Source organism: Streptomyces sp. NPDC014801 (assembly GCF_043082085.1).
Taxonomy (GTDB): Bacteria; Actinomycetota; Actinomycetes; order Streptomycetales; family Streptomycetaceae; genus Streptomyces.
The window spans coordinates 1-26340 of record NZ_JBIBXG010000014.1; the positions used below are offsets into that span (position 1 = coordinate 1).

Annotated in this window: 30 protein-coding genes and 1 pseudogene; 18 read left to right on the forward strand and 13 right to left on the reverse strand. The window is 69.3% G+C overall.

What is annotated here, in order from left to right; all coding sequences use genetic code 11:
* Positions 1–387: 387 nt before the first annotated feature.
* Together ACF1AL_RS31150 and ACF1AL_RS31155 are read left to right on the forward strand one after the other, a co-directional pair.
* Entirely contained in the window at positions 388–1146 is a 759-nt protein-coding gene (locus tag ACF1AL_RS31150) for a helix-turn-helix domain-containing protein (RefSeq protein ID WP_391828326.1), read from the forward strand.
* A 51-nt stretch (positions 1147–1197) separates the two neighbouring features.
* Positions 1198–1632: a VOC family protein gene (locus ACF1AL_RS31155; RefSeq protein WP_384212060.1), complete on the forward strand. Its 435-nt coding sequence runs from the start codon at positions 1198–1200 to the stop codon at positions 1630–1632.
* Positions 1633–1781: 149 nt separating this feature from the next.
* Here ACF1AL_RS31155 and ACF1AL_RS31160 read toward each other — a convergent pair whose 3' ends face one another.
* The 3 genes from ACF1AL_RS31160 to ACF1AL_RS31170 all read right to left on the reverse strand — a co-directional run bounded on the left by ACF1AL_RS31160 (position 1782) and on the right by ACF1AL_RS31170 (position 4614).
* Positions 1782–2255 carry a flavodoxin family protein gene (locus tag ACF1AL_RS31160; protein WP_391828328.1) on the reverse strand — a complete coding sequence of 158 codons (474 nt, stop codon included), beginning with the start codon at positions 2253–2255 and terminating at the stop codon, positions 1782–1784.
* Between the two features lie 188 nt (positions 2256–2443).
* On the reverse strand, positions 2444–3553 hold the full coding sequence (locus ACF1AL_RS31165; RefSeq protein WP_391828330.1) for a hypothetical protein: 1110 nt from the start codon (positions 3551–3553) through the stop codon (positions 2444–2446).
* A 77-nt stretch (positions 3554–3630) separates the two neighbouring features.
* Positions 3631–4614 (reverse strand): tetratricopeptide repeat protein, encoded by a 984-nt coding sequence (locus tag ACF1AL_RS31170; protein WP_391828332.1) that lies wholly within the window; start codon positions 4612–4614, stop codon positions 3631–3633.
* Between the two features lie 53 nt (positions 4615–4667).
* On the opposite strand from ACF1AL_RS31170, the gene ACF1AL_RS31175 reads away from it, so the two are divergent.
* From ACF1AL_RS31175 to ACF1AL_RS31190, 4 genes are all read left to right on the forward strand, one after another.
* Positions 4668–5000, forward strand: a complete 333-nt coding sequence (locus ACF1AL_RS31175; protein ID WP_391828334.1) for a hypothetical protein — start codon at positions 4668–4670, stop codon at positions 4998–5000.
* Positions 5001–5223: 223 nt separating this feature from the next.
* A complete protein-coding gene (locus ACF1AL_RS31180; protein WP_391828336.1) occupies positions 5224–6084 on the forward strand; it encodes a metalloregulator ArsR/SmtB family transcription factor in 861 nt (286 codons plus the stop codon).
* Entirely contained in the window at positions 6081–6680 is a 600-nt protein-coding gene (locus tag ACF1AL_RS31185) for a dihydrofolate reductase family protein (protein ID WP_391828338.1), read from the forward strand. Before ACF1AL_RS31180 ends, ACF1AL_RS31185 begins: the two co-directional genes overlap by 4 nt.
* A gap of 311 nt (positions 6681–6991) precedes the next feature.
* The gene (locus tag ACF1AL_RS31190) at positions 6992–7315 is read left to right on the forward strand and encodes a hypothetical protein (RefSeq protein ID WP_391820074.1); all 324 of its coding nucleotides are present in this window, start codon (positions 6992–6994) and stop codon (positions 7313–7315) included.
* A gap of 123 nt (positions 7316–7438) precedes the next feature.
* Here the strand turns inward: ACF1AL_RS31190 and ACF1AL_RS31195 are convergent, their stop codons facing one another.
* Both ACF1AL_RS31195 and ACF1AL_RS31200 read right to left on the reverse strand, forming a co-directional pair.
* Positions 7439–7771 carry a hypothetical protein gene (locus tag ACF1AL_RS31195; protein WP_366841282.1) on the reverse strand — a complete coding sequence of 111 codons (333 nt, stop codon included), beginning with the start codon at positions 7769–7771 and terminating at the stop codon, positions 7439–7441.
* A gap of 229 nt (positions 7772–8000) precedes the next feature.
* The gene (locus ACF1AL_RS31200) at positions 8001–8360 is read right to left on the reverse strand and encodes a MerR family transcriptional regulator (RefSeq protein WP_391699357.1); all 360 of its coding nucleotides are present in this window, start codon (positions 8358–8360) and stop codon (positions 8001–8003) included.
* 61 nt (positions 8361–8421) lie between these two features.
* Here ACF1AL_RS31200 and ACF1AL_RS31205 point away from each other — a divergent pair, with 61 nt between their 5' ends.
* Positions 8422–9552 carry an alkene reductase gene (locus tag ACF1AL_RS31205; protein ID WP_391778466.1) on the forward strand — a complete coding sequence of 377 codons (1131 nt, stop codon included), beginning with the start codon at positions 8422–8424 and terminating at the stop codon, positions 9550–9552.
* A gap of 124 nt (positions 9553–9676) precedes the next feature.
* On the opposite strand, the gene ACF1AL_RS31210 is transcribed toward ACF1AL_RS31205, so the two are convergent.
* The 4 genes from ACF1AL_RS31210 to ACF1AL_RS31225 form a co-directional block, all read right to left on the reverse strand.
* Positions 9677–10813, reverse strand: coding sequence for a ferritin-like protein (locus ACF1AL_RS31210; RefSeq protein WP_391828340.1), 1137 nt, complete (start codon positions 10811–10813; stop codon positions 9677–9679).
* A gap of 302 nt (positions 10814–11115) precedes the next feature.
* Positions 11116–11439 carry a hypothetical protein gene (locus ACF1AL_RS31215; protein WP_391828342.1) on the reverse strand — a complete coding sequence of 108 codons (324 nt, stop codon included), beginning with the start codon at positions 11437–11439 and terminating at the stop codon, positions 11116–11118.
* Positions 11440–11799: 360 nt separating this feature from the next.
* Positions 11800–12003, reverse strand: a complete 204-nt coding sequence (locus ACF1AL_RS31220) for a hypothetical protein (RefSeq protein ID WP_366841288.1) — start codon at positions 12001–12003, stop codon at positions 11800–11802.
* Between the two features lie 159 nt (positions 12004–12162).
* Positions 12163–12924: a DeoR/GlpR family DNA-binding transcription regulator gene (locus ACF1AL_RS31225; protein ID WP_391828344.1), complete on the reverse strand. Its 762-nt coding sequence runs from the start codon at positions 12922–12924 to the stop codon at positions 12163–12165.
* Positions 12925–12972: 48 nt separating this feature from the next.
* On the opposite strand from ACF1AL_RS31225, the pseudogene ACF1AL_RS31230 reads away from it, so the two are divergent.
* From ACF1AL_RS31230 to ACF1AL_RS31245, 4 genes and pseudogenes are all read left to right on the forward strand, one after another.
* Positions 12973–13086, forward strand: a pseudogene (locus tag ACF1AL_RS31230) (DUF4406 domain-containing protein); the annotation flags it as partial.
* A 35-nt stretch (positions 13087–13121) separates the two neighbouring features.
* Positions 13122–13826, forward strand: a complete 705-nt coding sequence (locus ACF1AL_RS31235) for an NUDIX domain-containing protein (protein WP_391828346.1) — start codon at positions 13122–13124, stop codon at positions 13824–13826.
* 84 nt (positions 13827–13910) lie between these two features.
* The gene (locus ACF1AL_RS31240; protein ID WP_391828348.1) at positions 13911–14894 is read left to right on the forward strand and encodes a BtrH N-terminal domain-containing protein; all 984 of its coding nucleotides are present in this window, start codon (positions 13911–13913) and stop codon (positions 14892–14894) included.
* Positions 14895–15001: 107 nt separating this feature from the next.
* Positions 15002–15607, forward strand: coding sequence for a dihydrofolate reductase family protein (locus ACF1AL_RS31245; protein ID WP_366841292.1), 606 nt, complete (start codon positions 15002–15004; stop codon positions 15605–15607).
* A gap of 95 nt (positions 15608–15702) precedes the next feature.
* On the opposite strand, the gene ACF1AL_RS31250 is transcribed toward ACF1AL_RS31245, so the two are convergent.
* Positions 15703–16569, reverse strand: a complete 867-nt coding sequence (locus tag ACF1AL_RS31250) for a hypothetical protein (protein ID WP_391828350.1) — start codon at positions 16567–16569, stop codon at positions 15703–15705.
* A gap of 91 nt (positions 16570–16660) precedes the next feature.
* On the opposite strand from ACF1AL_RS31250, the gene ACF1AL_RS31255 reads away from it, so the two are divergent.
* The 7 genes from ACF1AL_RS31255 (at position 16661) to ACF1AL_RS31285 (ending at position 21590) form a co-directional block, all read left to right on the forward strand.
* Entirely contained in the window at positions 16661–17194 is a 534-nt protein-coding gene (locus tag ACF1AL_RS31255) for a kinase (RefSeq protein WP_391820254.1), read from the forward strand.
* 56 nt (positions 17195–17250) lie between these two features.
* A complete protein-coding gene (locus ACF1AL_RS31260) occupies positions 17251–17781 on the forward strand; it encodes an Imm21 family immunity protein (protein WP_391828352.1) in 531 nt (176 codons plus the stop codon).
* Positions 17782–17802: 21 nt separating this feature from the next.
* Positions 17803–18246, forward strand: a complete 444-nt coding sequence (locus tag ACF1AL_RS31265) for a hypothetical protein (RefSeq protein ID WP_391778471.1) — start codon at positions 17803–17805, stop codon at positions 18244–18246.
* Between the two features lie 168 nt (positions 18247–18414).
* On the forward strand, positions 18415–18900 hold the full coding sequence (locus tag ACF1AL_RS31270) for a pyridoxamine 5'-phosphate oxidase family protein (protein ID WP_391828354.1): 486 nt from the start codon (positions 18415–18417) through the stop codon (positions 18898–18900).
* A gap of 249 nt (positions 18901–19149) precedes the next feature.
* Complete coding sequence (locus ACF1AL_RS31275) at positions 19150–20355, forward strand: methyltransferase (protein ID WP_391828356.1); 1206 nt, start codon at positions 19150–19152, stop codon at positions 20353–20355.
* A 136-nt stretch (positions 20356–20491) separates the two neighbouring features.
* Entirely contained in the window at positions 20492–21118 is a 627-nt protein-coding gene (locus tag ACF1AL_RS31280) for a glycoside hydrolase family 25 protein (RefSeq protein WP_391828358.1), read from the forward strand.
* A 325-nt stretch (positions 21119–21443) separates the two neighbouring features.
* A complete protein-coding gene (locus ACF1AL_RS31285; protein ID WP_391828360.1) occupies positions 21444–21590 on the forward strand; it encodes a hypothetical protein in 147 nt (48 codons plus the stop codon).
* A gap of 27 nt (positions 21591–21617) precedes the next feature.
* Here ACF1AL_RS31285 and ACF1AL_RS31290 read toward each other — a convergent pair whose 3' ends face one another.
* The 3 genes from ACF1AL_RS31290 to ACF1AL_RS31300 form a co-directional block, all read right to left on the reverse strand.
* The gene (locus tag ACF1AL_RS31290) at positions 21618–22244 is read right to left on the reverse strand and encodes a hypothetical protein (RefSeq protein ID WP_391820063.1); all 627 of its coding nucleotides are present in this window, start codon (positions 22242–22244) and stop codon (positions 21618–21620) included.
* 99 nt (positions 22245–22343) lie between these two features.
* Entirely contained in the window at positions 22344–24464 is a 2121-nt protein-coding gene (locus ACF1AL_RS31295) for a trypsin-like serine peptidase (RefSeq protein ID WP_391828362.1), read from the reverse strand.
* 1 nt (position 24465) lies between these two features.
* On the reverse strand, positions 24466–26319 hold the full coding sequence (locus ACF1AL_RS31300) for a peroxidase family protein (RefSeq protein ID WP_391828364.1): 1854 nt from the start codon (positions 26317–26319) through the stop codon (positions 24466–24468).
* Positions 26320–26340: the final 21 nt, after the last annotated feature.

Consider the following 26340-nt stretch of genomic DNA (forward strand, 5'->3'; position numbering starts at 1 on the left):
GGAGGCGTTGGCGGGCAGGATCTCGACGACGGTGTCGGTGCGCTCCGCGGCGATGAACTGGATCCGCCCGGCGGGGACGTCGAGGACGGCGGAGATCGGGGCGGGGGTGTCGAAGGTGTGCATCTTGCTCTCCCTTGGTGGGTGCGGTTCGTCGTTGCCGAACGATGGAAAAGCTACGTTGCTTTCTGAGGAGCGGCAACGCTCGTAAAGCTCAACAGCCGCATAACTGCAGGCAGTAGCGCTGAAATCATTGCAATGGGCCGGGAACTAACGCAACGTGCAGGCTGTCGTTCGTTGCAATGGACTGTGGCTGAACGCTATGGTGAGGGCGTCAGGCAACAGGGGAGGCCCCGCGAGCAGCCGTGGGGCGGTGAGGAGGGGGTTGCGATGCCGGGAGGCAGGCTCACCCAGGCGGACCGTCAACAGATCGCGCTCGGACTGGCCGACGGTCTCGCCTACGCCGAGATCGCCCGCCGCCTGAACCGGCCCACCTCGACGATCACACGCGAGGTGATGCGCAATGGGGGCCCCACTGACTACCGCGCCGACCTCGCCCACCGCGCCACACAGCAGCGGACCCACCAGCGTCGGCAGGCCGCGCCCACACGTCGCAAGGCGTCCGCGCAGCCCTACGGACGCGACACCGCCGCCGTGCGGGACTACCAGGAGACGCTCACCACCGTCTTCGTCACCTCGGGCCTGCCCCGCATGATGGCCCGCGTACTGACCTGCCTCTACACCACCGACAGCGGCAGTCTGACCGCCGCCGACCTCGCCCAGCGCCTGCAGGTCAGCGCGGCGTCCGTCTCCAAGGCGATCACCTTCCTGGAGAGCCTGGACCTGGTGCGCCGCGAACGCGACCAGGGACGCCGCGAGCGCTACGTCGTCGACGACGACCTGTGGTACCAGTCGATGATCCGCAGCGCCCGCTCCAACGACGAGTTCATCGAAACCGCACGCAAGGGCGTCGACGTCCTGGGCCGCGGCACTCCGGCCGCCGCCCGCCTGGAGAACGCCGCGCGGTTTCTCGACTTCGTCAGCGAGGCGCTGATCCGCGCGGCGGAGCAGGGCCGCGAGGTGCTCTACACCCGGTCCGACAGCGCGGGGACCCCCGCCGAGCCGGAGGCTCACCAGCCCGATCTCTAGCCTCGCAAAACGCAGATGAGCCAAGGCGCACCTTCTTGCTAGGGTGCGCCGATGTCGTCGATCAAGAAGTTCCAGGTCACTTTCGACTGCGCCGATCCCGAGCGCGTCGCGCGCTTCTGGTGCGAGGTGTTGGGTTACGTCGTCCCTCCGCCGCCGGAGGGTTTCGACACCTGGGAGGCCTTCAACCGTTCGCTGCCGCCCGAGCGGCAAGGGGCATCGTTTGTCTGCATGGACCCCACGGGCGAGGGCCCGCGCATGTACTTCCAGCGCGTTCCCGAGGGCAAGGTCGTCAAGAACCGGGTGCATCTCGACGTGAGGGTCGCGACCGGCCTGGTGGGCGAGGAACGCCTCGCCGTACTCGAGGCCGAATGCGCGCGACTGGTCGCGCTGGGCGCGGTCCGCGTGCGACTCCTCCCCGCTGACGAGGAGAACGAGTCGTGCATCACGATGCAGGACATCGAGGGAAACGAGTTCTGCCTGGACTGACCTGGACTGTAGGTCCACCGCGACGGCGACGGCGAGGTGCGGGGGACCATGCCAGGACCCCCGGCCCCAGACAGGGACGCGCACGTCGACCTAACCAAGCGTCCACGCCGGGCTCGTGATCCGCTCGATCAGGTCATCTCGTCAACGCCTCAGCAATACTCGCCACTTGGGCCACCCCTCAGCCCTTGAGCGAACGCGTGGGCTGCGGCGAGGTCGTCCGCGTTCGGTCGCTGCTTGCGGATGCCGCCGACGAGCTTGAAGGGCATCCAGGTGTCCAGTCCCCGGCACGAGAAGCTCCCCACCACCGAGAACCCTTTGCCTTCCAGGAGCCGGACGAGCGGGCGCGTGAAGGGCATGAGGGGAACCTCGGGGAGCCCGCTGGTGGCAAAGACGAACGCGCGGCCCCGCCCACCGGGAAGCACTTCGGCGCAGCTCGTCAGACGGGGGTGGAGCTTGCCGTAGAAGACCCCCGAGCCGAACCCCACGAGCTCGGCCTCAGCCAACCGCGCAGCTTCAGCGTCCTCGGGCGAGACCACTGTGGCACCGAGTACCCGGGCCATGACATCGGCGACACGACGCGTATTGCCGTGCGACACGGAGGCGCACACGATGACAGCGCTCATTTCGACCGTCCCTTCTCCAGCTCTCCCAGTGAGAACAGCGCAGCCGCCGCGTATGTGACACGACGCCGCATCACGTCCGCGTCGGCGCCCGTCCAGTCGTCGGGACGATGGCCGACTGCCTGGCGTACGACCGCTCAGGGCCTGACCCCCACCAGCGCAGGACCGGCTGATGAGGCGGGATACGGCCGTCAGAAGAGGCGCGCGCGTGTGTCCTGCGTGAGTGCCTTGAGGATGTCGCGCAGCCAGGGACTGCGGACGGCCGGCAGCCGGACCAGGGCGTGCTGGAAGACCCCCGGGTCGGCTCGGAAGAGGCTGCCGGGGTGTGGCGCGGGCGGATCGTCGCGGAGGACGCCGTCGGGCATCAGCCCTGACGCAGGGGCGGGCAGGTGCTGCTCAGGGAAAGCCAACCACAGCCACACCCCGAACGGCAGCGGCACCAGATATGCCGAAGCGGCTGGACGGGACGGGGTCCACGTCTCCCCGGTCTGCGGGTGGACCGGCACGAGGAGGATGCTGACGCCCGCATCGGGGGCGGCGAGCCCCGGCCCGGCCAGGACGGCACGGCGCGCCGGCGGACCCGTGGGCAGCAGGGTGGCGAGGGCGCGTTGGAACACCTCCGCGGTCAGACCGTCCGGGACGGTCACCGGCCGGCCGCCCGAGGCCACCAGAAGATGGGCGAGCGCCCAGCCGGCTGCCGCCTCCCATCGCGGGCTCCAAGACCACCAGTGATGCGTCCCCAGCCGCGACCCTCCCCACCCAGTGATCGGCTCGAACGGCGGTGTGCTCCTCCCCTCCGCCATCAGCGCCGCCCAGGACAGCGGTACGGCATCGGCGTCATCGACGCGGATGGGGTGCACAACGTCCGGGACGAGCCAGACCGCCTGCCAGAGCGAGCAGTCGTCGATCCTGATCGCAACGGGCTGACCACACGCCTCACAGGCCAGATTGGGGCCGTCCGATCCGTCGAGGCCGCAACAGCAGCCACCGCACTTCTCCTGGATCAGCACGGTGCCGCGGATATCTCCGGGTGCGATGACCACCGCGCCCCGCACACCATCCGACAGGGCGGCCACGGGTGCGTGGATGCCGCGAGCGGCCAGCTCGTCCGGGTCGATGTCCTCGCCCCTCCGCCACGGCGGTCCCCATGGCTCCGGCTCCACGGCGAAGGTGCCCGACTCCATGAGGACCGGCAGCTGTACCCCGTTGCCGTACTTCTGATGGGCATGGGGAGGCAAGGCGACCTGGGACACGGGGGCGGTCAGCTCGATGCCGCACCCCGCACACACGAAAACGAACAAATACCCTCCGTCGGCGAAGCAGCATTGTCGCAACGCGGCGGCGGCCGAGCCATTCAATTCTTCTGCGGTGCGGAGGGTCAGCTGTTCTGGATGCGCCTGGCCTCGGCCACGAGTTCGGCGGGCAGGGCGGGGCCGGCGCAGGCGTGATCGATCAGCAGGTCCCGGTACGAGTCGTTCGGCATATCCGGCGCCAATTCGATGAGTTGGCTCAGGTCGGCATGCGAACCGGTCAGTCGTGCACGGTAGGCAGCCCCGGCCGCGCGAAGCGTGAGCTCACCGGGCTCGTATCTCATCCCCTGATCGATCAGCCGGACCGCAGAGCCGAAGTCGCCCTGCTCCGCGCGCACATCGGCCAGGTCGAGGTAGAGCGACCAGTTGGTGGGGTCCAGGGCAAGAGCGCGCTCGAAGGCGGCCACCGTCTGCTGCAGTTCACCCCGCTTGCGCCACGTGCCCGCTCGCACCACCTCCGTCATCATGATCCGTTCCACGGAGTCTGCCCGGTCGCAGAGGGCAAACGACGCATCCGTGAGACCGCATGCCCGCAGCAGGATCGCCATCCTGGCCAACGCCTCCGGCAACGGCTGGCGGGCGGCAACAACCTCGATGGCGTCGAACCAGGGCCGAAAGCGTTCCCGCATGCTGTCGGTGTCCAGGTCGTGGCCATAGTCCATCGTCCGCATGGCGGCCTCGGCGAGCGCATCGGCACTCACCACACCGAGGAATCGTTCATCACCGAACCAGGGGGCTTTGGCCCAGGCGATGCCAGGTCGCACCCCCGTGACCGATCCGATCGCCAGCGCCGCGTCGTCCATGTCGCCTTGCAGGAAGCTGATGTACGAGCGCGCCAGCACCGTCCTCAAGGAGTTGTCCTCCCGAACGGCGTCGGTCAGCTCCGACGGCTTGTCCCTCCACAACTCGGCAAGAACCGCATAGGGCTCGGGGTTCTCCGGCGCGGAGCCGATGGCACCCGCCAGATAGTGCACGGCTGCCGAGGCGCTGCCCCCGCAGTGCGCCATCACCCGCGCAAGACCTACTCCACCTGCTACCGCCTGATTCGACATCGTCCGAGGATATCCCTGGCCCGTCTCCTGGCCGGGCGAGAGAGGATGTCCGCGTGAGTGAGACTCCCGGTTCCGACAACTGCCGCAGCCGTGTGGAACTGATGATTGACCGGGTCATCGCCGCCTCCTCCACGCAGGCCACGGTCACAGTGCGCTGCCTGAGCGGACCGGTCCGTCGCGGTACCCGATTCAACCGGCTCAGCGGTGCACCAGAACAGATCGACCTGACGCTTGCCCAGATCGTGGTCTACCAGCGCCGAGTGGCGGAACTCGACACCGGCCTGACCGCATTGGTGACGCTCAAGGGAGAGGGTGTGCGGCATCTCAAGTCAGGCCCCGTCGCCTCCCGGTGGCAGGTCATCGAAGGCGCCAACCCCCTGCCCTGAGACGGCGGTCTCCGGCGCTCGATCGCCCCGCGGGGAGCCTCCCCCGGCCGACCTGGGGGCCGGCCCAGGACGGCAGAAGCACGGCAGCCCCGGCCCATGGCGGCAAGAGCCGCCACTACGCGCCCTGATCAACAAGCCCGGCCCCGTCCGGCGCGCTGGAGACCAAAACCTTTCCCGTCACATTCCTTGACACGAATATTCGTCATCGAGAATAATCCATCTCGTGGACGCACTCCTGACCGCCCTCGCCGACCCCGCCCGCTGGCGGCTCGTGAGCCTGCTGGCCGAGCAACCCCGCTCGGTCGGCGTTCTCGCGCAGCTCGCCGGGGCTCGCCAGCCGCAAACGACGAAGCATCTGCAGACCCTCGAGCGCGCCGGCGCCGTCGTCTCCCAGCGCACCGGACAGCGCCGCATCTACGCACTGAGGCCCGCCGCCCTACGGGAACTCGCCGCCGCGCTCACCCAGCTCGCCGACACCGCGGAGCGAGCCGGCGGCCTGCACGAGGCCTACGACCGGTACGGGCTCAGCCTCCACGCCGAGCGGCTGGCCGCGAACGAGCCCGGCTGGGCCGACGCCCGCTCGTTCACGTTCCTCCGCTCCCTCCCGGGGAGCCCCGAGTTGGTCTGGCGCCACCTGACCGAACCCAGCCTGCTCACTCACTGGTGGACCCCCGACGACCTCCACGTCTCCGAGCTCGCCTTCGAGGCGCGGCCGGGCGGGCGGATCGTCCAGAAGTACGCCGATGCCGAGGCACCCGACACCGTCGTCGGACGCGCACAGGGCGTCGTCGACGACGTACACCCGCACGAGCGCCTCGCCTACCGGCTTTCCCCCCTGCTCCCCGACGGCCGACTCGCCTTCACCGCCCACGTCGACCTGCGCCTGCGGCCCACCGAGACCGGCACGGAGCTGGACGTCCGCTGGCGCATCACCGACAGCACCGTCGACTCCGCGGACTTCATCGCCGGCATCGAGGTCGGCTTCGGCCAAAGCCTCGACAAACTCGCGGCCACCGTCGCCGCCCACACGCACGACAGCCACGCCACCGACCGCGCCACCCCAGACACCAGGAGCTCGAAGTGACCACACAGACCGCCGGCCGCCGCGTCGTCACCAACATGGCCCTCTCCCTCGACGGCCACTACGCCGGGCACGACCCCCGGGACATGGGCTGGGTGATGCCGTACGCCGTCACCGATGTCGCCCGCGACCACCTGACCAGCCTGTGGGAGCCGGCGACGACGGCGCTGCTCGGACGGGTCAACGCCGAGGGATTCCTCGGCTTCTGGCCCACCGTCATCGGCATGGAGGGCGCCGATCCGCGGGACGAGGCCTTCGCGAAGTGGCTCGTCGACACCGACAAGGTGGTCCTCTCCTCCACCCTCGGCGCAGCACCGTGGGAGCGCACGACGATCGTCGACCAGCCGGCCGCCCAGGTGGTCGCGGACCTCAAGGCGACCGACGGCGGTGACATCCTCGTCCTCTCCAGCGCAAGCGTGATCAAGGCACTGCTGGCTGCCGACGCGGTCGACCGCCTCGCCCTCACGGTCTTCCCGGTCTTCCTGGGCGGCGGACCGCGCCTGTTCGAGGACGGCCTGCCCACGGGGGAGTGGACGCTCGTCAGCCAGGCCGCCGGCGACCACGGAACGCTGTCCCTCGTCTACGACCGGGTCCGCTGACCCCTCGCCGCTGTCGCGGGTGCCGACGGCTCGGACCACGCCGCCGAGCCCGCGCCTGGGTGTCGGTTTCGGCCGCCGTGGAGGCCGTACGCCCAGATCAGGCGCCGTCCGACGCACCCGGTCACCGGCGTGCGCGTGTACGGGCCGTAACCGAGCAGGCCGGGCAGGTATCGGCGGAGAGGCAGCCGCCGAACGGGTGAGGTGCATCCGCCGCGCGCGGCCGGACGCGCGTGCTTAGGGTGGACGTAGAGGTCAGGTCAAACACGCCCAGACGCGTCGCCGACGGGTCTCCGTGGCCGGTGACGGAACGGATGGCGATCATGACGGTATCGACTGCCGGCCTGCGCGAGGCGCCCGCTGCCCAGCGTGACGATTCGGGTGCCGGGGTGAAGAAGGCGGGAGCGGCTGCTGATCGGGCGGTCGCGCGCAACGCCGTCACGCTCGACGTGTTCGGCGTGCACATCGAACTGCCGCCTCCCGAGCAGCTGGCGTTTCTCGCGGGAGTCGGCGTACTGGGCGCCCTGGAGGTCATCGAGTGGCCGGTGGCCTTGGTCCTGGCCGTCGGACACCAACTCGCCCACAGCCATCACGGCCGTATGCTGCGCGAGTTCGGTGAGGCGCTGGAAGAAGCCTGAGCAACCGCGCGACGGCGGGCGCTGCGCCTTCGGCAACTCCCCGCTCCCGCCCGTGGGTTGTCCCGCTGCGCTGACCACGTAAGCCGGTTGACCGCTGTGCTGCCGACGCGTCGGTCCAGGCGGTCAGTTGGGCGTGAATTCGAAGCTGTACCACAGCCCCGTGGACCTGACCACCTGGTCCGAGGACTGCTGCGCCAGGTAGTTGCTCTCCCCGCCCTTCGGCACGGTGCAGTCGGGCGTGGTGTACAAGACGATGTCGCTCAGCGTGTCGTTGGAGACATGGGTCACGCCCTCGGGGAAGCGGTGGCACCCGCTGGTCGGGGGGTTCGACAGTGTCTGCACCGGCCTCACACCATTGCGCGCCATGATCTGCCCGGACGCGTTGTCCTCGCAGGCGGTCAACGCCATGCCGAGCAGGGCGATGCCGGTGAGCGCGGCCAGCCGTGAAACGCGCATCGGTCCTCCTGTGCCGGTCCGGGGAGCCGGCTGCGACGTCGTTCCTTTCCCACTATCCGCCACAGCCGTCGACCTCGCCCGCCGGACGGGCCGTTAGAGAAAACCCCCCTCACAGGGACTCCCAGCAGGCCAGGAAAGCCCGCAGCGCCACCCATCCCGCGGGCGGGCGGCCGGGCCCAAGCGTCGGGATGCCACGCCGCCGACGCCGGAGTGCTCCGGATCCGGCGAGTCAGGCCTCGGCCGCCGTGCGGATGACTTCGTCCAGGGTGTCCCGGGACCGCTTCAGATCCGCGATCATGCGGTCGATGCGGTCCCGTTCGGCGGTGAGGTCGGTGACCAGCCGCTGGGTGGCGATGGCGGAGGGGCCGCCGTCCTGGTCGCGCATGCAGGGCAGCAGTTGCCGGATCTTGTCGCTGTGCAGCCCCGCCGCATACAGCTCCTGGATGCGGATGACCCGGTCGACGGCCCCTTGCGGATAGTCGCGGTGGCCACCGGGGGTGCGCTCCGCCGTGAGCAGACCTTGGGTCTCGTAGTAGCGCAGCGACCGCTCGCTCACGCCGGTGCGCCGGGCCAGTTCACCGATCCGCATCCGCGGCCTCCCCGAAGAGGACTTGAACCTCACATCAGTGTCAAGTTTTACCGTCCCTGCCATGACGCACACAACAGACTTCCTGGCCCCCGCCGAGCTCGGCCGTCTGGAGCTCCCCAACCACCTGGTGATGGCCCCTCTCACCCGCAACCGCGCCGAGGCCGACGGCACTCCGACGGACCTGATGACCACGCATTACGCCCAGCGTGCCTCGGCGGGCCTGATCATCGCCGAGGGCTCCACGCCGAACGCGGTCGGCCAGACGTACCCCGACATCACCGCCATCCACACCGACCGGCACACGGAAGGCTGGCGGCGCGTCACCGACGCGGTCCGCGCGGCCGGCGGGCGGATGTTCCTGCAACTGCAGCACGGCGGCCGGGTCAGCCATCCGGCGACCACCGGCCTGACCCCGGTGGCGCCCTCGCCGGTGCCGCTGCCGGAGACCATCTTCACGCCGGACGGGCACCAGCCGGCCGCCGTGCCCCGCGAGATGACCGCCCACGACATCCGCACCACTATCGCCGACTTCGCCGCCGCCGCACGCCGTGCCGTCGACGCCGGATTCGAAGGCGTGGAGGTGCACTCGGCCAACGGGATGCTGCTGCACCAGTTCCTCGCCGGCAACACCAACCGCCGAACCGACGGCTACGGCGGCTCCGTGGCGCGACGGGTCCGGTTCGCCGCGGAGGTGACCGAGGCGGTGGCCGAGGCGATCGGGCCCGACCGCGTGGGCATCCGCATCTCACCCACTTCCACCGTCAACGGCATCCTCGAAGACGACACCCAGGCGCTCTACGCCGCGCTCCTGGACCGTCTCAAGGGACTGGACCTCGCCTATCTGCACCTGGTGCGCTCCGACCCGGCGGCCGACTGGTACCGGCGCATCCGCGCCGACTGGCCCGGCACGCTGATCGGCAACCCGGACCTGACCGACCTGAGCACCGAGGCCGTCACCCGGGCCGTCCAGGATCTGCTGGCGGCCGGCGCCGACCTGGTGGCCCTCGGCCGGCCGTTCCTCGCCAACCCGGACCTGGTCGAGCGGCTGCGCCGCCGCGCACCGCTCAACCCGGTGAGGGACCGCTACTTCATGTACGTGGGCGGGGCCACCGGCTACAACGACTATCCCACCCTCGATCAGGAGCCGTCCGTCGACTCGACCGTGGCGCCGGACAGCGTCGCGGTGGCCTGAGGGACACGGTCCCACTCCTCGACGCCGTCGATCCGACGCCGGAGTGCCCTCAAGTGTGGGGGCGGAGACCGGGCCCCTCAGCGAAGCCCTACGGAGGCGAGGGCCGCCCCGCCACCCGTCCCGGCTAGGTCAGCGCGTGGAACTGGGGGCCGTACGTGCTCCGGGTGCCGGGGATCGCGGTCTCCATCAGCCGCACGGCGGGTTCCTCCAGGGCGCGCATGGCGTGGACGGCCGCGCCCAGGGCGCGATTGCCTCCGCCGGCCCAGGCGGCGTCGAGGGAGTTCAGGACGGTGGTGTACGTGGTGTCGAACCTGTCCAGGAGCCGCTGCACGGGCTCCGACGGCCGGACCCATCCGCCGTCCGGGACCCGGGCCATGGGGCGGGCGTCGGGGAAGGGGACGGGCGCCCCGGTGTACGTCCAGCCCGCCTCGGTCTCCCGCAGCTGCCGGCCGTGGTAGATCTCGCTGAAGGCGTAGTAGTGGGCCGGGTGGTCGTCGGCGAAGGAGTCGGCCGGGGAGCTGCTCGTGCCCTCGCCCTGCTCCCTGATGATGTCGATGCAGCGCTCCACGTCCAGGATGTTCTCCACCGGCCGCAGTTCGTCGGATCCGATGTGCGCGCTCAGCTGTCCACGGGCCGACAACTCCGGGGCGACGGTCCAAAAACCCTTCAGTACGGCGCCGTAGAAGCTGCCGACGGTGGGCGTGGGGCTGTCGCTGCGGGCGAGCGGTTCCTCGGGGGCCTCGATGGCCATCATCACGTCGTGCACCAGGGACCTGGTCAGGCCCGACAGGTACACGGTCACATCGGCGCGTACCCCGCCGGGCGGCGGGCCGGGGTAGGTGGGGGCGGCCGCCCGGATCCGGGGCTGCCCGCCCACGGCCACGAGCAGGTTGCACACCACGCCCAGGTGGTACATCTCATCGTCGATGATGCGCCGGATCAGCCGCGCGGCGTCCGACGAACGGTCCTTGACGGACCACCAGCCGCAGAGGTACGGCGGGATGGTGAACAGCTCCAGTTCCACGGCGACCTGAAGCGCCGATTTCAGCCACTCGAGGCCGCGGCCGTCCTCGGGTACGGCCATCAGACGCGCCACGTGACCGAGCGCCCACGGGTCGGGCGGGCCGCTCGGGGCGCCGGCGGCGGCCGACGCCGGTGTGGTGGCCGCGGTGGCCGACGCTCCGGCCGCCACGGCGGCGGTGGCCAGGAAACTCCTGCGCTTGAACGCAGCCTCAGCCGTCGTCTCCGCGTCTTCCGTCACGCCAGTCACCCTCGCCTCGCACTCACGGCACCGGCTCCGTCGCAGGAACACGGGCCCTTCGGATCAGCTCGCGAAGCTAGCAGCTACCAGTACAAATGAGACGCACGACGAGCAGCGACGGCCCTATCGCCACCCTGTCAGGCCAACCGGGGCAGCCCCGGGACGGCTGCTTCGGGGGTGGGTGCCTCAAGGAGAAGACACCGCACTCGCGGCCGGACTCTGCCGGGCCGAGGCCGGTAGAGAAGAGCATCAGCGGTCGGTCAGGCTCCCACGGGTGGTGCGGCCGAGCTTGTCGTGCGATCTCAGACGTTCAGCGCGGTGGTCGAGTTGTTTATGGCCGGGGTGACCTGGCCGGTCCAGGACCAAGGCTCACGGGGCGGGTCCCAGGTCACTTCGACCTCCGGCTCGTGGAAGCGGCGGGCGAGCCACATGACCATCGTGGCTGCGGCGGTCCTCGCCTCGGCAGGGTCGGCGTCGGCCGGGACGTCCGAGAGGCGCCCGCAGAGCATTCCGCCCTCGACGGTCAGGACGCTGTGGCGCCATCCGTCCGGCGTCGCCAGCAGCACGATGACCTTCGGCAGGCCGAAGGAAGGGCGCTTCTTCTTCTCCCGTTGTCGTTTCACCACGGAGCCATCCAACACCGCCGGCATCCGGGCGTTCAGCCGGCGGACATCTGGTCCGCGACGAAGCAGGCCGCAGCTTGTGGTCGGCTGGTCGGCTGGTCGGCTGGTCGGGTGCCGTGGCGGCTCGGGCGAAGGGGGAGTGGTCGCGGAGACCTGTGCCGGCCGCGCAACCTCGTGAGCGCCAGGCGCATCTTTGAGGGAAAGACCCGTCGGTGGAGAGAAGGATGCGGTGGAGGAGTTCCTCGTGAGGACGCTTGCGTGGGGTGCTCGCGGCGTCGGATCGTCCTGGACTACCTCACCCTGCGCTCCGGCCTAGGGACACGCGCCGGAGGGGCAGCGACCCGGCGCCGGCCGCAAGCGTCGCTAGCCCCATACCTCCGGGCCTCCGCCGCGCCACTCGATGTCGTCGGAGCGGATGACGTCGAGGTCGTCGATGCCTTCCATACCGGCCTCCTGCAGGAAGGCCGTGACGTCCCGCAGCCGGTAGGCGCGGCCGAGGATCGTGCCGTCCGCTCGCACGCGCCGGCCGCCCTGGTTGTCTGGTGGGTACACGATCACTTGCACCATGCATCCAGCGTCACGCCATTCGCCGAGGGGCGCACGGTGTGGTGAGCCGGCTGCGTGGCATCCGCCCGGCTGACGGTGCCCGGTACCGCAGGTCGCGGAGAGGACACCGCCTGCCGTGGCACCTGCTCCTCGTGGGCCGGCATGCGGCCACCGGCTCCGTCAGCCGGCTGCCAGGATGTCCACCCCCTCGAGCCCCTTGAGTTGCTCGACCACTGTGTCGTCGGGATCGGCGTCGGTGATCAGTCCCGTGATGTTCTCCCAGGACAGGACCCGGTACCGGGAGGCCGTGCCGATCTTCTCGCGGGAGGCGAGGATGTAGGTCTCCGCCGCCCGCGCCGAGAGAGCCCGCTTCATCGCGGCTTCCTCGGCGTCGCCCGTGGTCAGTCCCGCCTCCGGGTGCACGCCGGTCACGCCGAGCATGCAGACGTCGGCGGAGACGTTCTGCGCGGCCTCGACCGCAGCGGCCCCGCACGTGACCGCCGAGTGCTTGAAGACGCGGCCCCCGAGCAGATAGAGCTCCGCTTGCGGATGGTCGAGCAGGGCGGCGGCGACGGTCGGGCTGTGGGTGATGACCGTGCAGGCGAGGTCCTTGGGGAGCGCGCGAGCGACGGCGAGGGCGGTGGTGCCACCGTCGAGAATCAGCGCACTGTCCCGCCGCACCAGCCCGGCGGCCGCGACAGCGACCTTCTGCTTGCCGTCCCGGGCCACGGTCTGGCGGGCCTGGTAGTCGGCCACCGCCGGCGACACGGGCAGCGCGCCGCCGTAGACGCGCTGGCACAGCCCTTCGGCGGCGAGATCGCGCAGGTCGCGCCGCACGCTGTCCTCGGAGATGCCCAGTTCGGCGGCGACGTCCTTGGCCACGATCTTCCCGTTGCGCGCGAGGAGCCCCAGCAAGTGGTCGCGCCGTTCCGCAGCCAGCATTCACGTTCCTTCCCATTCCTGCACGATTCTGCATGTATTTTAGCGCCCGTGACCGACACACCGATGCTCATCCTGATCACCGGCCCCTGCCGATCCGGCACCGACGGCGATCCCCGGGCCATGGCCGCCAACCTCGCTCGTCTCGAAGCCGCCGCCTGGCCGACCGAGTTCCCCCGCCGCGCCCCGCAGGAGTCCGCATGACCGGCCGCCCCGGCATCGACACCCCCGACCACCGCGGACGCACCGGACTCGACCAAGCGGGACGCGACCTGGACCGCAACCCCGACGTCCGGGTCCGCGAGGTGGAACTCACCTCCCAGGGCTGGCATGTCCTGCGCCGCACCACCTTCGACTACCGCCGCCGCGACGGACGGTGGGAAACCCAGCAGCGCGAGACGTACGACCGTGGCAACGGCGCCGTCGTCCTGCCCTACGACACCGCCCGCGGCTGCGTCCTGCTCACCCGGCAGTTCCGCTACCCGGCCTACGTCAACGACCACCCCGACGGCATGCTCATCGAGGCCGCTGCGGGCCTGCTCGACGAGGACGACCCGCCCACCGCGATCCGACGCGAGAGCGCCGAGGAACTCGGCGTCACCCTCGGCCCGTTGAGCCATGTCCTGGACGCCTACATGAGCCCCGGCTCCGTCACCGAGCGTCTCCACTTCTTCGCCGCCCCGTACACCCCGGCCGATCGGACCGGCACCGGCGGAGGGCTGGAGGAGGACGGCGAGGACATCGAGGTTCTCGAACTCCCCTTCACCCAGGCCCTCGCCATGACCCGCGACGGACGCATCACCGACGGAAAGACCATCCTGCTCCTGCAATGGGCCGCCCTCGACGGCCCCTTCGCGCGTCACCAGAACTCGCGAGATCGGAACCCGCGGCACCAGACCCCGTGACACCCGCTCCCTCAGCGGGATGTCGCGCCGGCGCCTGTCCGGATCGCGGGTCGACGTGTGGGACCGCACGTGAGAATGGGCGGCATGACCATGGTGAAGGGCATCGAGGCCCGCGGTATGCAGCACTGCGAGACGACGGCACTGGGCGTACTGCTGCGGCATGAGGGCATCGACCTGTCCGAACCCATGCTCTTCGGGCTGGGCTCCGGGCTGTCCTTCATCTACTGGGACAGCAAGAGCATGGGTTTCCCCTTCCTCGGAGGCCGGGTCAAGCCGTTCGAGCTCACCAGGAACCTGGCCACCGCACTCGGAGTCGAGCTTCTGGTCGAGGAGACCTCCTCCCCACGCAAGGCGTGGCAGAACGCGGCGTCCGTCATCGATGCCGGTCGGCCCGTCGGCCTTCAGCTAGACAGCTACCACCTGGACTACTTCACCACCAAGGTCCATTTCGGCGGACATGTGGTGGCCATGTACGGCTACGACGAGCAGCACGCCTACCTGGTGGACACCGACCAGCAGGGCGGAGCCGTCTCGACGAGCCTCGCCGGCCTGGCCAGAGCCCGGGCCGAACGCGGCCCCATGACCGCCAAGCACCGCTCTTTCACCCTCACGGTCCCCACCGGCCCGACCTCGATCAAAGACGGGATCGTCCCGGCGATCAGGAAGTGCGCTGAAGCCTTCCTGAATCCGCCGATCGCCAACCTGGGGTACCGGGGCATCGAGAAGGCCGCCCGGCAGGTGCCGAAATGGCTTCAGCGCAGCGACAGCCCGGGGGAGGACCTGCCACGGGCCGCCCTTCTCATGGAGAGGGCCGGCACGGGCGGCGCCCTGTTCCGCAATCTCTACCGGGACTTCCTCGCCGAGTGCGCCCAGCACATCGACAGCGGTCACCTGCGCACCGGTCACGGCCTGTATTCCGAGGCGGCCACGCTGTGGACGCAGGTGTCCGAACACATCGCGACCGCAGGTGAAGCCGGGGAGGCAAAACACCTCATGCAGGCCGGCACGGTCCTCCACGAGATCTCGCGCATCGAACGCGAAGCGATGCGGGCGCTGAGCAGGATCTAGAGAACCTGCTGCCGGAACCACGGAGAGGGGCTCCGCCGCACGGGCGGCGTCGGCCGATGAGTTTCCGGCGGTGGTGCGGTCTACCCGTTCGACGAAAGGAGCGCACCATGCGCCAGATCATCGTTTGCACGTTCCTGACCCTGGACGGCGTCATGCAGGCGCCGGGCGGTCCCGACGAGGACGCCGAGAGCGGCTTCGAGCACGGAGGCTGGCAGAAGCCGGTGGACGACGACGAGGTCGGCGCGGCCATCGCCGGCTGGTACGAGGACTTCGACGCGATGCTGCTCGGCCGCAAGACGTACGAGATCTTCGCGTCGTACTGGCCCAACGCCGACCCCGACAACCCGTTCACGGACCGGATGAACGGCATGCACAAGTACGTGGCGTCCCGGACCCTGACGTCCGTCGAGTGGCAGAACTCCACGCTGCTCCAGGGCGACGTCGTCGACGCCGTACGCGAGCTGAAGGCTTCCGACGGTGGCAACATCAGCGTCGTCGGCAGCGGCGACCTCGCCCAGACCCTCATGCGGCACGGCCTCGTCGACGAGTACCGGCTCACCATCCACCCGGTGATCATCGGCACCGGCAAGCGGCTGTTCGCCGACGGAGCGATCCCCACCGCGCTGGAACCGGTCAGTGTCACGACGACGAAGGGCGGCACCGTCGTCGGCGTCTACCGGCCGAACGGCAAGCCCAGCTACGACAGTTACTAGAGACGGCCTCGCACCCACGGAACCGCCATTTCGAGCAACACGACTGCGAGATGTGGCCCGAGGCGGCCTCACCCGCCCCGAGGTGCCGATCGGCGTCACGCTCGCCTGGTTGGAGATGCCGGTTGGTGAGAGTGGTCCGAGGCCGTCGAGCCGGGAGGTTCTGCCGACTGGACCGTGTCGGACGGCCAGGTGCCGAGCGCGCGGGCCAGACGGTCGTTCTGTTCCCGGGTGATGCCTTGGGCCAGGCGCGTCCCGCACCGCGGACTCAGATGGCCGTCGCAGTGCAGGATGCCGAGGAAGGGTTCCTGGCCACCGGAGAGCGGCGAGGCGCCGGGGAGCGTCCATTCGGCCGGCTCCCACAAGGGGTGGTCGGCGAGGAGGGCATCGGCGAGATGCGGGGCGGATGCCGCCGGGACTCCTGCCTCGGCCAGGGCGTCTCCGACCACGGCTGCGGCGTCCTCGGGCAGGTCCTGGTCACCAAGGACGGGCAGCAGGAGGAGCAGGCGGGCGTACGCCTCATGGACGCCCGGACTGCTCAGGTCGGGAGTTTGGGCGATGTGGTGGAGCTCCCGCCAGGACAGGCCCGGTCCGGCCTGGTGGCCGCTGACGGTGGCCAGGTGGCCCTGTCGTCGTCCCCACCCAGGGTGGACGACGACGTACTCGGTTGACGGATCGTCGGGAAAATTCTGCCCGATCACCAGCGCGGTGTGTCCACCGGCGAACGGTATCCGGAAGACGGGCCAGCGATCCTCGTCGATGATTGCCTCGTACGCAGCGTCGGCGTCCGCCCCGTCGACGCCGAACCATTGCGGAACCGGGTCGTACTCCTCCGTCTGACTCAGCCACATCAGATAGGCCGCCCAGAAGCCCGGCAACTCCAGCAGTCCCTCGCCCACGACAACAGGGGCGTCCTCGAATCCCTCGATCAGCACAGCTAAAGAATCGCACTGCTCAACGACCACCACTCCACCGAGGCCTGCGGCCGCCTGACTTCGACGGCTCCCGAGAATCCCGTGGGCGCTGTCAGCGGCGGTCGCTAACGTGGCCGTCGTGATGGTGGGCACTGAAGAAACCCGGCTGGTCGTCCTGCGAGGCAACAGCGCCTCGGGGAAGTCGTCCGTCGCGGCCGGCCTCCGCGAGAGATTCGGCCGCGGCCTCGCCTTGGTGGCCCAGGACAACCTGCGCCGCATCGTGCTGCGCGAGCACGACCGGCCCGGCGCGGCCAACATCGGCCTGATCGACCTCACGGCCCGCTACGCGCTGGACGCCGGCTACCACGTCGTGATCGAGGGCATCCTCTACGCGGACCGCTACGGCGACATGCTCACCCAGCTGCGCGCCGACCACCGCGGCCCGACCCACGGCTACTACCTCGACGTGCCGTTCGACGAAACCCTCGCCCGGCATGCGACCAAGCCGATCGCCGCCGACGTCGACGCGACGCACCTGCGTGCCTGGTACCGCCCACGCGATCTCCTGCCCGGCGGCATCGAAACCGTCATCACCGCCGACAGCGCCCTGCACGAAACGATCGACCACATCATGCTCGACACAGGCCTCGCCCACTTGCCCCCACGTGACTGCTGACGGCGATACCAGGCACGAGCCTTGAAGCGTGGCAAGGCACCGCGAAAGGACCACACATGCGATGGCTGCAGACTGATTTCGCTCGGTACGTGTTGTGTCCGGAGAGCGCGGTGGAGGGCTGGACCGGACAGGAAGCCATTGCGGCGGTGCCTGATTACGTGTCGGTCATCGAACATCCCTCCCTCGGCGGCCTTTTGTGTATGTCAGGAGAACCCATGCCGATCGCGTACGACGAGAGTTCTCGGACCTTCATCCGATGGGACTACGCTGACAGTGAAGATGCCGCGGCGGAAGCCCTGCAGAAGGCAGAGCAAAGCGCTGCCTGGACCACGGGGCCGATGGTGCACATCCCGAACGAGCCAGTCGTACTCTTCGACTGCGGCTACGCAGGGAGTGATGTGACGCCGGACAACAGTTGCTCCATTCACCTTCCTCAGGGGCGCTACCTTGTCAGATCGCTCGAGATGGAAATCTCGGACTCTGCCGCTTTTCGGCTGGACCGCCTAGTTCCAGTAACTGAAGGTCAAGGTCAGGCGTGGAGCGGGGTCCTGCAACGCATCAACCTCGCCAGCCCGGTCCGCGGGTAGAACTTGAAGGAAGGCGGCAGAATGATAGAACTCGACTACCGCGTATCGGGCATCATCGACGGTGCCGACACTCCAAGGCTTCGGCAGACGCTGGCGCAAGCCGATCTGTACGACCTCACTTGGGAAATGTTCTGGGGTGATCTCGTATTCCGTGTCGACGGCGCCGACTTCAGTGGGCCGGGCCCTGTTTTCGACGCGGCGTACGTTCTCTTCTGTGTACCTCAAGATCTGGAGAGGACCTCGAAGAGAACCTATTCAGCCGCCGAGGGAGCGGGGGAGTACACGTTTCATCGCAAGGGAGGCACGGTCCACGTTCGAGAGGGAAACGGGCCCAGCGGTGTCGTTCCCTTCGATGAGTTCCGTGCTGCGACAGGCGACTTTCTCCGCAAGCTGGTCAACGACTTGTGCAAGCGGTACCCAGAGTTGAGAGCGAACCCCAGTATCGTGAAATCAATCGCCGTCTGAAATGAACGGGGTGCCGATCCGGCGCGGTCAGACGTCGCCTCGGGGACGTGGCGGCACGAGCAACACGGAGGCCGCGGCTCGTCGGATGTCGAGAACGCGGTGGCGGCTCCGTCCCAGGGGTAGGGCGGCCGCGAGCAGCCGCGCGACAGGAGAGGGAGTACGACGATCATGAACCCGGAGCAGATCGCACAGGAGCTGGCCGACGCGCACGAGTTGCTGAGCCAGGCGTCCATGGCACGTCTGGCGTACAACGGACTCGACGGACGGCCCCGCGTCGTCCCGATCGGGATCTTCTGGACCGGCGAGGAGCTCGTCATGGCGACGGCGGCCACCGCGCCCAAGGTGAAGGCGCTGTCCGTCCGGCCCGACGTCGCCCTGACCATCGACGCCGGCGACAGTCCCGGCACAGCCAAGACCCTGTCGGTGCGCGGTGTGGCACACCTGACCATCGTCGAGGGTGTCGTCCCGGAGTACCTGGAGGCCGCCCGGAAGAACTACGACCCGGAGTTCGCGGCCGAGTTCGAGCGGAACTGCCGGGCCATGTACGACCGGATGGCGCGCATCGCGGTCGAGCCGCAGTGGGCGCGTTTCTACGACTTCGGAGCCGGCCGCATGCCGCAGTTCCTCGCCGACCTCGCCAAGAAGATGAACTGAGGCCACCGCCGGACTGGTCGGTTTGGAAGCCGCGCAGTACCTGTGCGAGCCTGCTGCCACTCCTCCGAAAGGGCTGCCCTGATGCTCGGCATGGTTGTCTGGGACGTCCGCTCTGGCGCTTCGACGCGAGAGCGGTAACGGCCACCAGCCTCTTTGCACACGCCTGTCCGCTGGGCAGGCGTGCGTTCAGCCTGCTCCTCGTCGAAGTGCTCTTCGTGCCCCTGCACGTTCGACCACGAGGAGTACCTGGTGTCCACCATCCACTGGACCACAGGCGACACAAGGCGGTCCGCCCGCTGGCATTCCGAGAACGCCGCCCCCCTTCCACAGCAGATCGTCCTCGCCGACGACCGGATGAAGGCCGACGACGCCTACCGCCTGGCGCGTGAGGGAACAGCCCTGCTCTGGCAAGGCGACTTCCACAACGCCCGGCACCTGCTGCAGGCGATGGGCCGCCGCCTCGACCGCACAACGCCCCGATCCAGCACTTCCCCGAGTGAGTCCTTCCATCTGCACCGCCGCCACCGCAGTCACCGGGCCCGTGTGCTCGGAAAGCTCCTGGTGCTGCTAGACGACGACTACGGACTGGCCTTGCGCCGGGCTCCCGACGTTCGGCAGGCGTGCCGGGAAGCGTACGGCCCTCCGCAGGGACCTACGGCGGTCTCCCTCCGGGAACTGCTGGGAGTGATCGGCGCCCACCAATGGCGCATGAAGGGCGTCGACGTGCCGGCCCTCGGCGCTCGCATCCACCCCCACTACGGGGTGTTCGCCCCGGTCAAAGGCGAGTACGTCGACCTTGTCGCCCGTGCCCCTCTCCCTCCGGCGGTCCAGCGCACACGCGAGACCAGTACGGCGTTCGAGACCAGTACGGCGTTCGACCTCGGCACGGGAACGGGCGTCCTCGCCGCCGTCCTGGCCCGCCGCGGAATCAACCGTGTCGTGGCCACCGACATCAGTCCCCGCGCCCTCGCCTGCGCCAGGGACAACGCCCACCGGCTCGCACTGACCCACCGTATCGAGGTGTCGGGTCCCGGCCTGTTCCCCGAAGGCCGCGCCGACCTCATCGTGTGCAACCCGCCCTGGCTTCCCGCCCGTCCGACGAGCGCCATCGAGCAAGGCGTCTACGACCCGGACAGCAGCATGCTCCACGGCTTCCTCACCGGACTGTCCGCCCACCTCCGCCCCGGCGGCGAGGGCTGGCTCATCCTGTCCGACCTGGCAGAGCACCTTGGCCTTCGGACACGTCGGCAACTGCTCGACGCCATCCGGGCAGCAGAGCTCCGTGTCGTGGAGAGGATCGACACCAAGCCCCGGCACCCACGCACCAAGGACGCCAACGACCCACTCCACACAGCCCGAAGCGCCGAGACGACGTCCTTGTGGCGTCTTACACCGCGACAGTCGCCCGGTATGGTGACGCCTCAAATGAGGCGAGAGGTGCCCGCCTTTACCTGAATTACCTCTCGGAATTTGCTGCACCCTGTGAAATGGCTTTCCGGCTTGCGGGCTTCGCTACGGTGACCTGAAAGTTGCGTCACGTGTTCACTGGTTGGATCGTGGAATGGAGACTGTATGTGCAGAAAGGTAGTTGTTGCAGATCCATGTTGCCTCCGGATCGACGCATCGGGAGATGAAAGCGATGATCAAAGGCTATGACGTATCGGGCTATCAGGATGCGAACTTCCCCACGGATGGCATCAGCTTCGCGTTCGTCAAGGCAACCGAAGGACGTTCCTGGGTCAACTCCAAGCAGAAGGACCAGGCCGCGCACGCCCGCGCCGTGGGTCTCGTCGTCGGCTTCTACCACTTCCTGATCCCGGGGCATATCAAAGAGCAGGCGGCACACTTCGTGGAGGACTCCGCGAACATCGATTACGACCTGCTTGCCGTCGACTGGGAGATCAGGCGGAACGGCACCGCTGCGACCTGCGCGGAGAAAGACGCCTTCATTGCCGAGGTGCAGCGGCTGTGCGGCTCCACTCACAAGATCGGGCTGTACTGCAACCGTGACTTCTGGCGCCACCGGGACACCACCGACAACGCGGGTGATTTCCTCTGGATCGCTCAATACGGCGTGACCGCCGGCAAGCCCGATATCGAAAGCAAGTGGTTGTTCCATCAGTACGCCGAGAATCCGCTGGACACCGATGTCTGCATCTTCACCAGCAAGGCCGAACTGGTCGCCTTCGCGGGTGGTATCAACGGCGTGAAGAACTAGGAGCTGTCCGGCCGATGATGTGACTGTCGCCTGGTCGGATCGTTGTCCTGTGTATGGGGCGGGGTGAACGCGGCGAGCTGTCGGACGCGGAGTGGGAGCGGCTGCGGCCGTTCCCTGCCGGTGAGCAACGGTCGGTTGATTCCCCTGAGCGCAGACGGCTTCTGCCGTCCGCTGGCCCTGATCGTCACGCCGGGGCAGCGGGCCGACTGCACCCAGTTCGTTCCGGTGCAGGAGGCGCGGCATCCGGCACACGATCCCGAAGAAGGCCGACAGTCAGGCCGCCCGCTGGGCAAGGGATCTCGAGGCGGACGACCACCGGGGTTCGATGAGGAGCAAGAAGCGCAACACCGTGGAGAGGGCCATCGACAAGCGGAAGAACTCCCGCGCCGTCGCAACGCGTTATGACAAGCGCGGGAACGTCTTCCTCGGCACGGTCACCGCGGCCACCCTTGTTATCTGGCTCCGCGCATGATCAGTCAGCCCGTCCGGGATCTCGTCATCAGCGACCCGGAAGGCCCCTTGCGCGGCTGGCGAGCCAGGCGGCGGCACGCTGCTTTTCCTCGCGGTTCGCATAGGGGCTGTCGTAACGCGAGATCCACTCCAGGTGTCGCAGGACGTTCTCCGAGCGGTCCGGGTGATGCACCACGAGGACGTTGATGCCGGTCTCGCCCGTCGAGGCGCAGACGTACACGCTGCCGTCCAGAGCCATCATGCCGAAGCCCGGGTGGCCCGAGTGCACGCCCAGAAACGCCGATGCCGCGCCTCGGCCCATGATGTCCCAGCGATCCAGCAGCCTGACGCGGGTCCAGAGTGCCGGTGCATGGCCGCCGCTGTGCATTCGCTGCAGGGCGGCCCGGTGCGAACGGGTGCCCTGCGGAAGCTGCACGAGGAACTCGCGCCGGTGGTCAAAAAGGCCCGAGGAGACCGCAAGGTCGTACCAGTCCGCATTGAGGCGCTCAACCAGCCGCGAGGTGTCGTATCGGTGCGAGAAGCCTCCGGCCACGTCCTCCCCACCGTATCCGCGGACGAACGGCATCGTGCCCGGTGGCACTGCGTTGGGGATCACCTCGAGGCCAGCCCGTCGCAGAGGCCGGCATACCTTGCGGTCACGTTCCTGAATACCCATCGACCCATGTTCTATCAGGGCCAACAGCCCCCGGGCCCGCCGTTTTCCTCCACCTCCACGTGATCGGCCGGACAGCTCGACCGGGCGGGGCAGAGGTCGCTACCCCGCCGCCAGTCCGAGGTGGCTTCCGATCTCGCCCGCGACCTCCGGGTGGGACAGGTACTCCGCGATGTCGTGGGCGCGGTCGTGGGCGTTGAGGACGGCCACGTCGGTCACCGCGCCCGCCCACTCGTCGGCCAGCGGGCAGCCGATGGCCACCGCGTCGGACGGTGACCACCCGTTGAGCCAGTCCGCCACCACGTCGGGACGCTTCGGGCCGCCGATGAGCAGCCGCTTGTACACGCTGTCCAGGCCCAGCGGGCTGCCCACGGTGGTCAGGTGGATCGTGCGCAGGGCGGGAGACAGCCGTGTGGTGAGGTCCATGCCGACCACGGTGCCGAGGCTGTGGCTGACGAGGATCACCTCGCCGTCCTCGGGCAGCGTCTCCAGCACGCTGCTCAGAACGGCGTCCCGGACGGGTCGGTCGTCGAGGTAGGCGGCCACGTCACGCAGGATCAGGGCGATGGTCCATGCGTCGAGGTCGCTTCTCGCGGCCAGCCAGCCGAGCTGCCGGTGCAGGCGCCCCACGACGTCGCCCAGGGTGATGCGTTCGAGGTCGGGTTGCCGCTCCGGAGGGAGGTTCCATTTGCGGGCGGCCTCGCCGATCATCTCCTCGTACACCGCGCGGGCGGTGGGCGAGGCGGGGGCGACCGCCTCGGCCGGGGACGGACCCACCGCCTCGGTGACCCGTGGCACGGCCTCGTGCGCGGCGAGAGCCTGCACCAGCCGATCGCCGTAGTACGGGAACCAGGCGTCGGCCGGGTCGACGGTCGGGAGTCCGGCACGGACGAGTCCCTGGTTGAGGCCGGCCGTCCACTCGCGGCGCAGGTCCTGGGGGTCCTTGTGCTCCTGGGAGCGCCCGTGCAGGAACACGAGGTGACGTCGGCCGCCGAACGCGCCGTCCCGGGCCCGCAGGCCCGTGTGCGTCCCTGCCGGCGCGGTGACCGGACCGGACGCGGCGGCCGCGGATGCCGTAGCGGCAACCGCCGTAGCGGCGACAGCCGGAGCAGGAACCGCCGGCGCCGGAACAGCCGTGGCCGCATCCGGCAAAGGGGCAACCGCCGCAGCGGTACCCAGCGACTCCGGCGCGCCCAGCCCCGACTCGGCGCCCATCTCGGCCGGCGGACCCGAGCGCAGGTCGGCCGGCAGCTGTGCGAGGTGTTGCAGGATGGAGCTGACGCGGACGCCCTCGTTGGACACCCAGTCGACCGCGTCGTCGCCGTCCCCGGGCTGCCACACCTGGCCGTCGGTGCGCAGGACCCGCCCCTGTTCGTCGGTCCTCGGCACCCCGCTGTGGTGCAGCGCGACGACCTCCCACTGGTCGTTGAAGACCGGGGATCCGGAATTGCCCGGCTCGGTGTCCGTCGTGTACTGGAGGAAGTCGTCGAGCCACACTTGCAGCATGTTGTCGCGGACGGCGATCTCCTTCAGCCGCCCCATCGGGTGGCCGATCACATTGACGGGCTCGCCGATGACCAGCTTGCCCGGCTGGACGCTGAGCCGGTTCCAGCCGAACGTCTCGCCCGGCGGCCGCCCGTCCGGCCCGGCGGCGACCAGCACGAGCGCGTAGTCCAGGCGCTGGTCGGCCACGAAGAACCCGTCCGGGTCGAACTCGAGGCGTGTCGCGGGCTGCGGGGTGTTGTCGACGGTGACCTGCGCGTCGAACTCGACGAAGCACTGCCGGGCCGTCTCCGCGTCGGGCAGCACGTGGTGGTTGGTCATGAGCAGGCGAGGCGACACCAGGAAGCCCGTGCCGAGCGGCAGTTCGCGTCCGTTCTCCCGGGTCGATATCCGGGCGACGGTACGTGCCGCCCGTGCGCCGCGCGGCAGGAAGCTCCACGCCTGCAGCTCCTTGGACACCCCGATGATGCGCTCGTAGGCGTCGGGCGCGGTCAGGGGCTGCGCGCGAACGGCCTCCACGGCCAGGGCGGCGGGCACCGCGTGCCGCTCCAGCAGGCGCGTGGCCCGCGCCGCGATGGCCTGCCCCGAGTCCGGGAAGGGCACGCCGGCGTCCTGCTGCCGCTGCACGGCCCGGCGTTCGTCCCCGCTCGCCCGGTACCGCTCGGCGGCCGCGGCGAGCTGGCGTGCGCGCTCCTGCCGGAACGTCTCCTCCGCAGTCATGTCAGGTGTCCTGCCGGGTGGCGTTGTGCCACGGCACGAAGGCGTTGGTCAGCCCGGACAGGGCCGTACGCAGTTCGGGGTGGTGGCGCAGCAGGACGGTGACCATGCTGTTGTCGTCGATCCAGGCCATGCCGGCCTTGGAGTAGACCTCGGGGGTGTAGTAGGTGGTGAAGAAGCGGTCGCTGTTGAGCCGGCGCGAGGCCATCAGGATGAAGATGCGGAACGCCGTGTCGCTGAAGGCGAAGCCGGCCGGGAGTTTCTCCGCGTACAGTCCGACCATCAGGTCGACCTTCTCGATGTCGCCGTCGTAGAGCCGCTCGATCCGCTCGGCCGTCGCCGGGTCGTGTGCCAGCTCGGTGAAGCTGCCCGCGGGCTTGAGCCGCAGCAGCCGCCGGAACTCGTTGTAGCGGGGCACGCCCATCTCCCGGGAGCGCAGGATGTCGGTCGCGGCGAGGTCCTGGAGATGGCCGTCGGGCCGCTCGAACTCCTGGAGGAACCTGGGGAAGTTGTGCAGCGTCACCAGTCCGGGAGGGAGCGTGCCGAAGCTGTACAGCAGGTCGGACATCTCCATGGTCTGCAGGAACTTCAGCGCTCCCGGGCCGGAGATGTCGCGCAGGGTGCAGTTGCGCAGGGTCGCGTCGTCGGCGGCGGAGCGCAGGTGCCAGTCGTCGCGGATCAGCGGGTGCATCCGGTAGACCGCCACGAACTCCTCGGTGAGGGCGTACGGCACGCCGTAGTGGTCGGTCTCGCCGCCGGGGATGCCGCTGACGACCTCGCTGTCGCTGATCCGGCCGAACAGGTTGTGGACACGTTCGCCGGCGACGCCCCACCAGTTGGCGCGCAGCGCCTTGACGGTCGTGGGGTGGCTGATCACGGCGGGGGTCCATTCCACCGTGTGGATCTTGGCGAGGAGTGCGGCGGTGACCAGCCGGGCCCGCTGGAACAGTTCCTCGTCGCCCCAGGACGGATAGGCGCCGTGCAGGTGGTCGCAGATCGCGTTGTGCTCCCTGGTGAAGAGGTCCTGCATCATCGCCAGGCCCAGCCAGAAGCCGGGTACGCGTGTGGGGTCCTGGGAGGGGTCCGCGGGAACGGGTGCCCGCCCGTCGTCCCACAGGTGCAGCTTGCCCAGTCGCCCGGTGCGCAGCTGGTGCTGTTCGGCCTCGTTCCTGCCGTAGATCTGGGAGGCGTCCCACCAGTGGGAGGAGACGTTGACGCGGGTGTCGGGCGTGCCGGGAGGCGCCTGCGGGTCACGGGTCGGGTCGTCCGGGGTCCGGAAGATCCGCATGGGCCGTTCCGGCCACGGGTCGTCGTCGAGGAGGGGGACCTCCCAGGGACGGTCGGTGGGGCTCGTGCCGTGACTGAACCAGTCACGGATCATGAACTGGAGCCATGCGGAGACCAGGGAGTTCACCGATTCGGCCGCGATCAGCTCCCGCCGGGTGAGCAGGGTGCGGCTGACCTTGCGCGGGCTGGGTGAGGCGAGCACGTCCTCGGGTGCGGTGGGCGCGATGTGCCCCAGGGGGATGTTGCGGCCGAAGCGGGTGCCCGCCATGCCCATGCGCGGGTCGCCGAGGTCGTTGTGGCTGCCGTCGGCGGTCCGGTTGACCCGGTGGCTCGCGGACGGCGGCGCCGGCTTGGGCTGGTCGGTCGAGGGCAGCCCGTCGGTGTCGTAGAGGTTCTTCTGCCGGAGCCTGACCCGCAGCCCGAAGAGCGTGAGCAGGCCCCCGGCGACGGGGAGCTTGTCCCAGCCGAAGCGGCGGTCGATGTACTCGGCGGCGCTGGTGACGATCCGCCAGGGCAGTGACGTGCGGTATCCGGCCGCGGGACGCTGTGCGGCGCGTCGGTGCGTGCTCATCGCGGTACTCCTTGGGTGGCT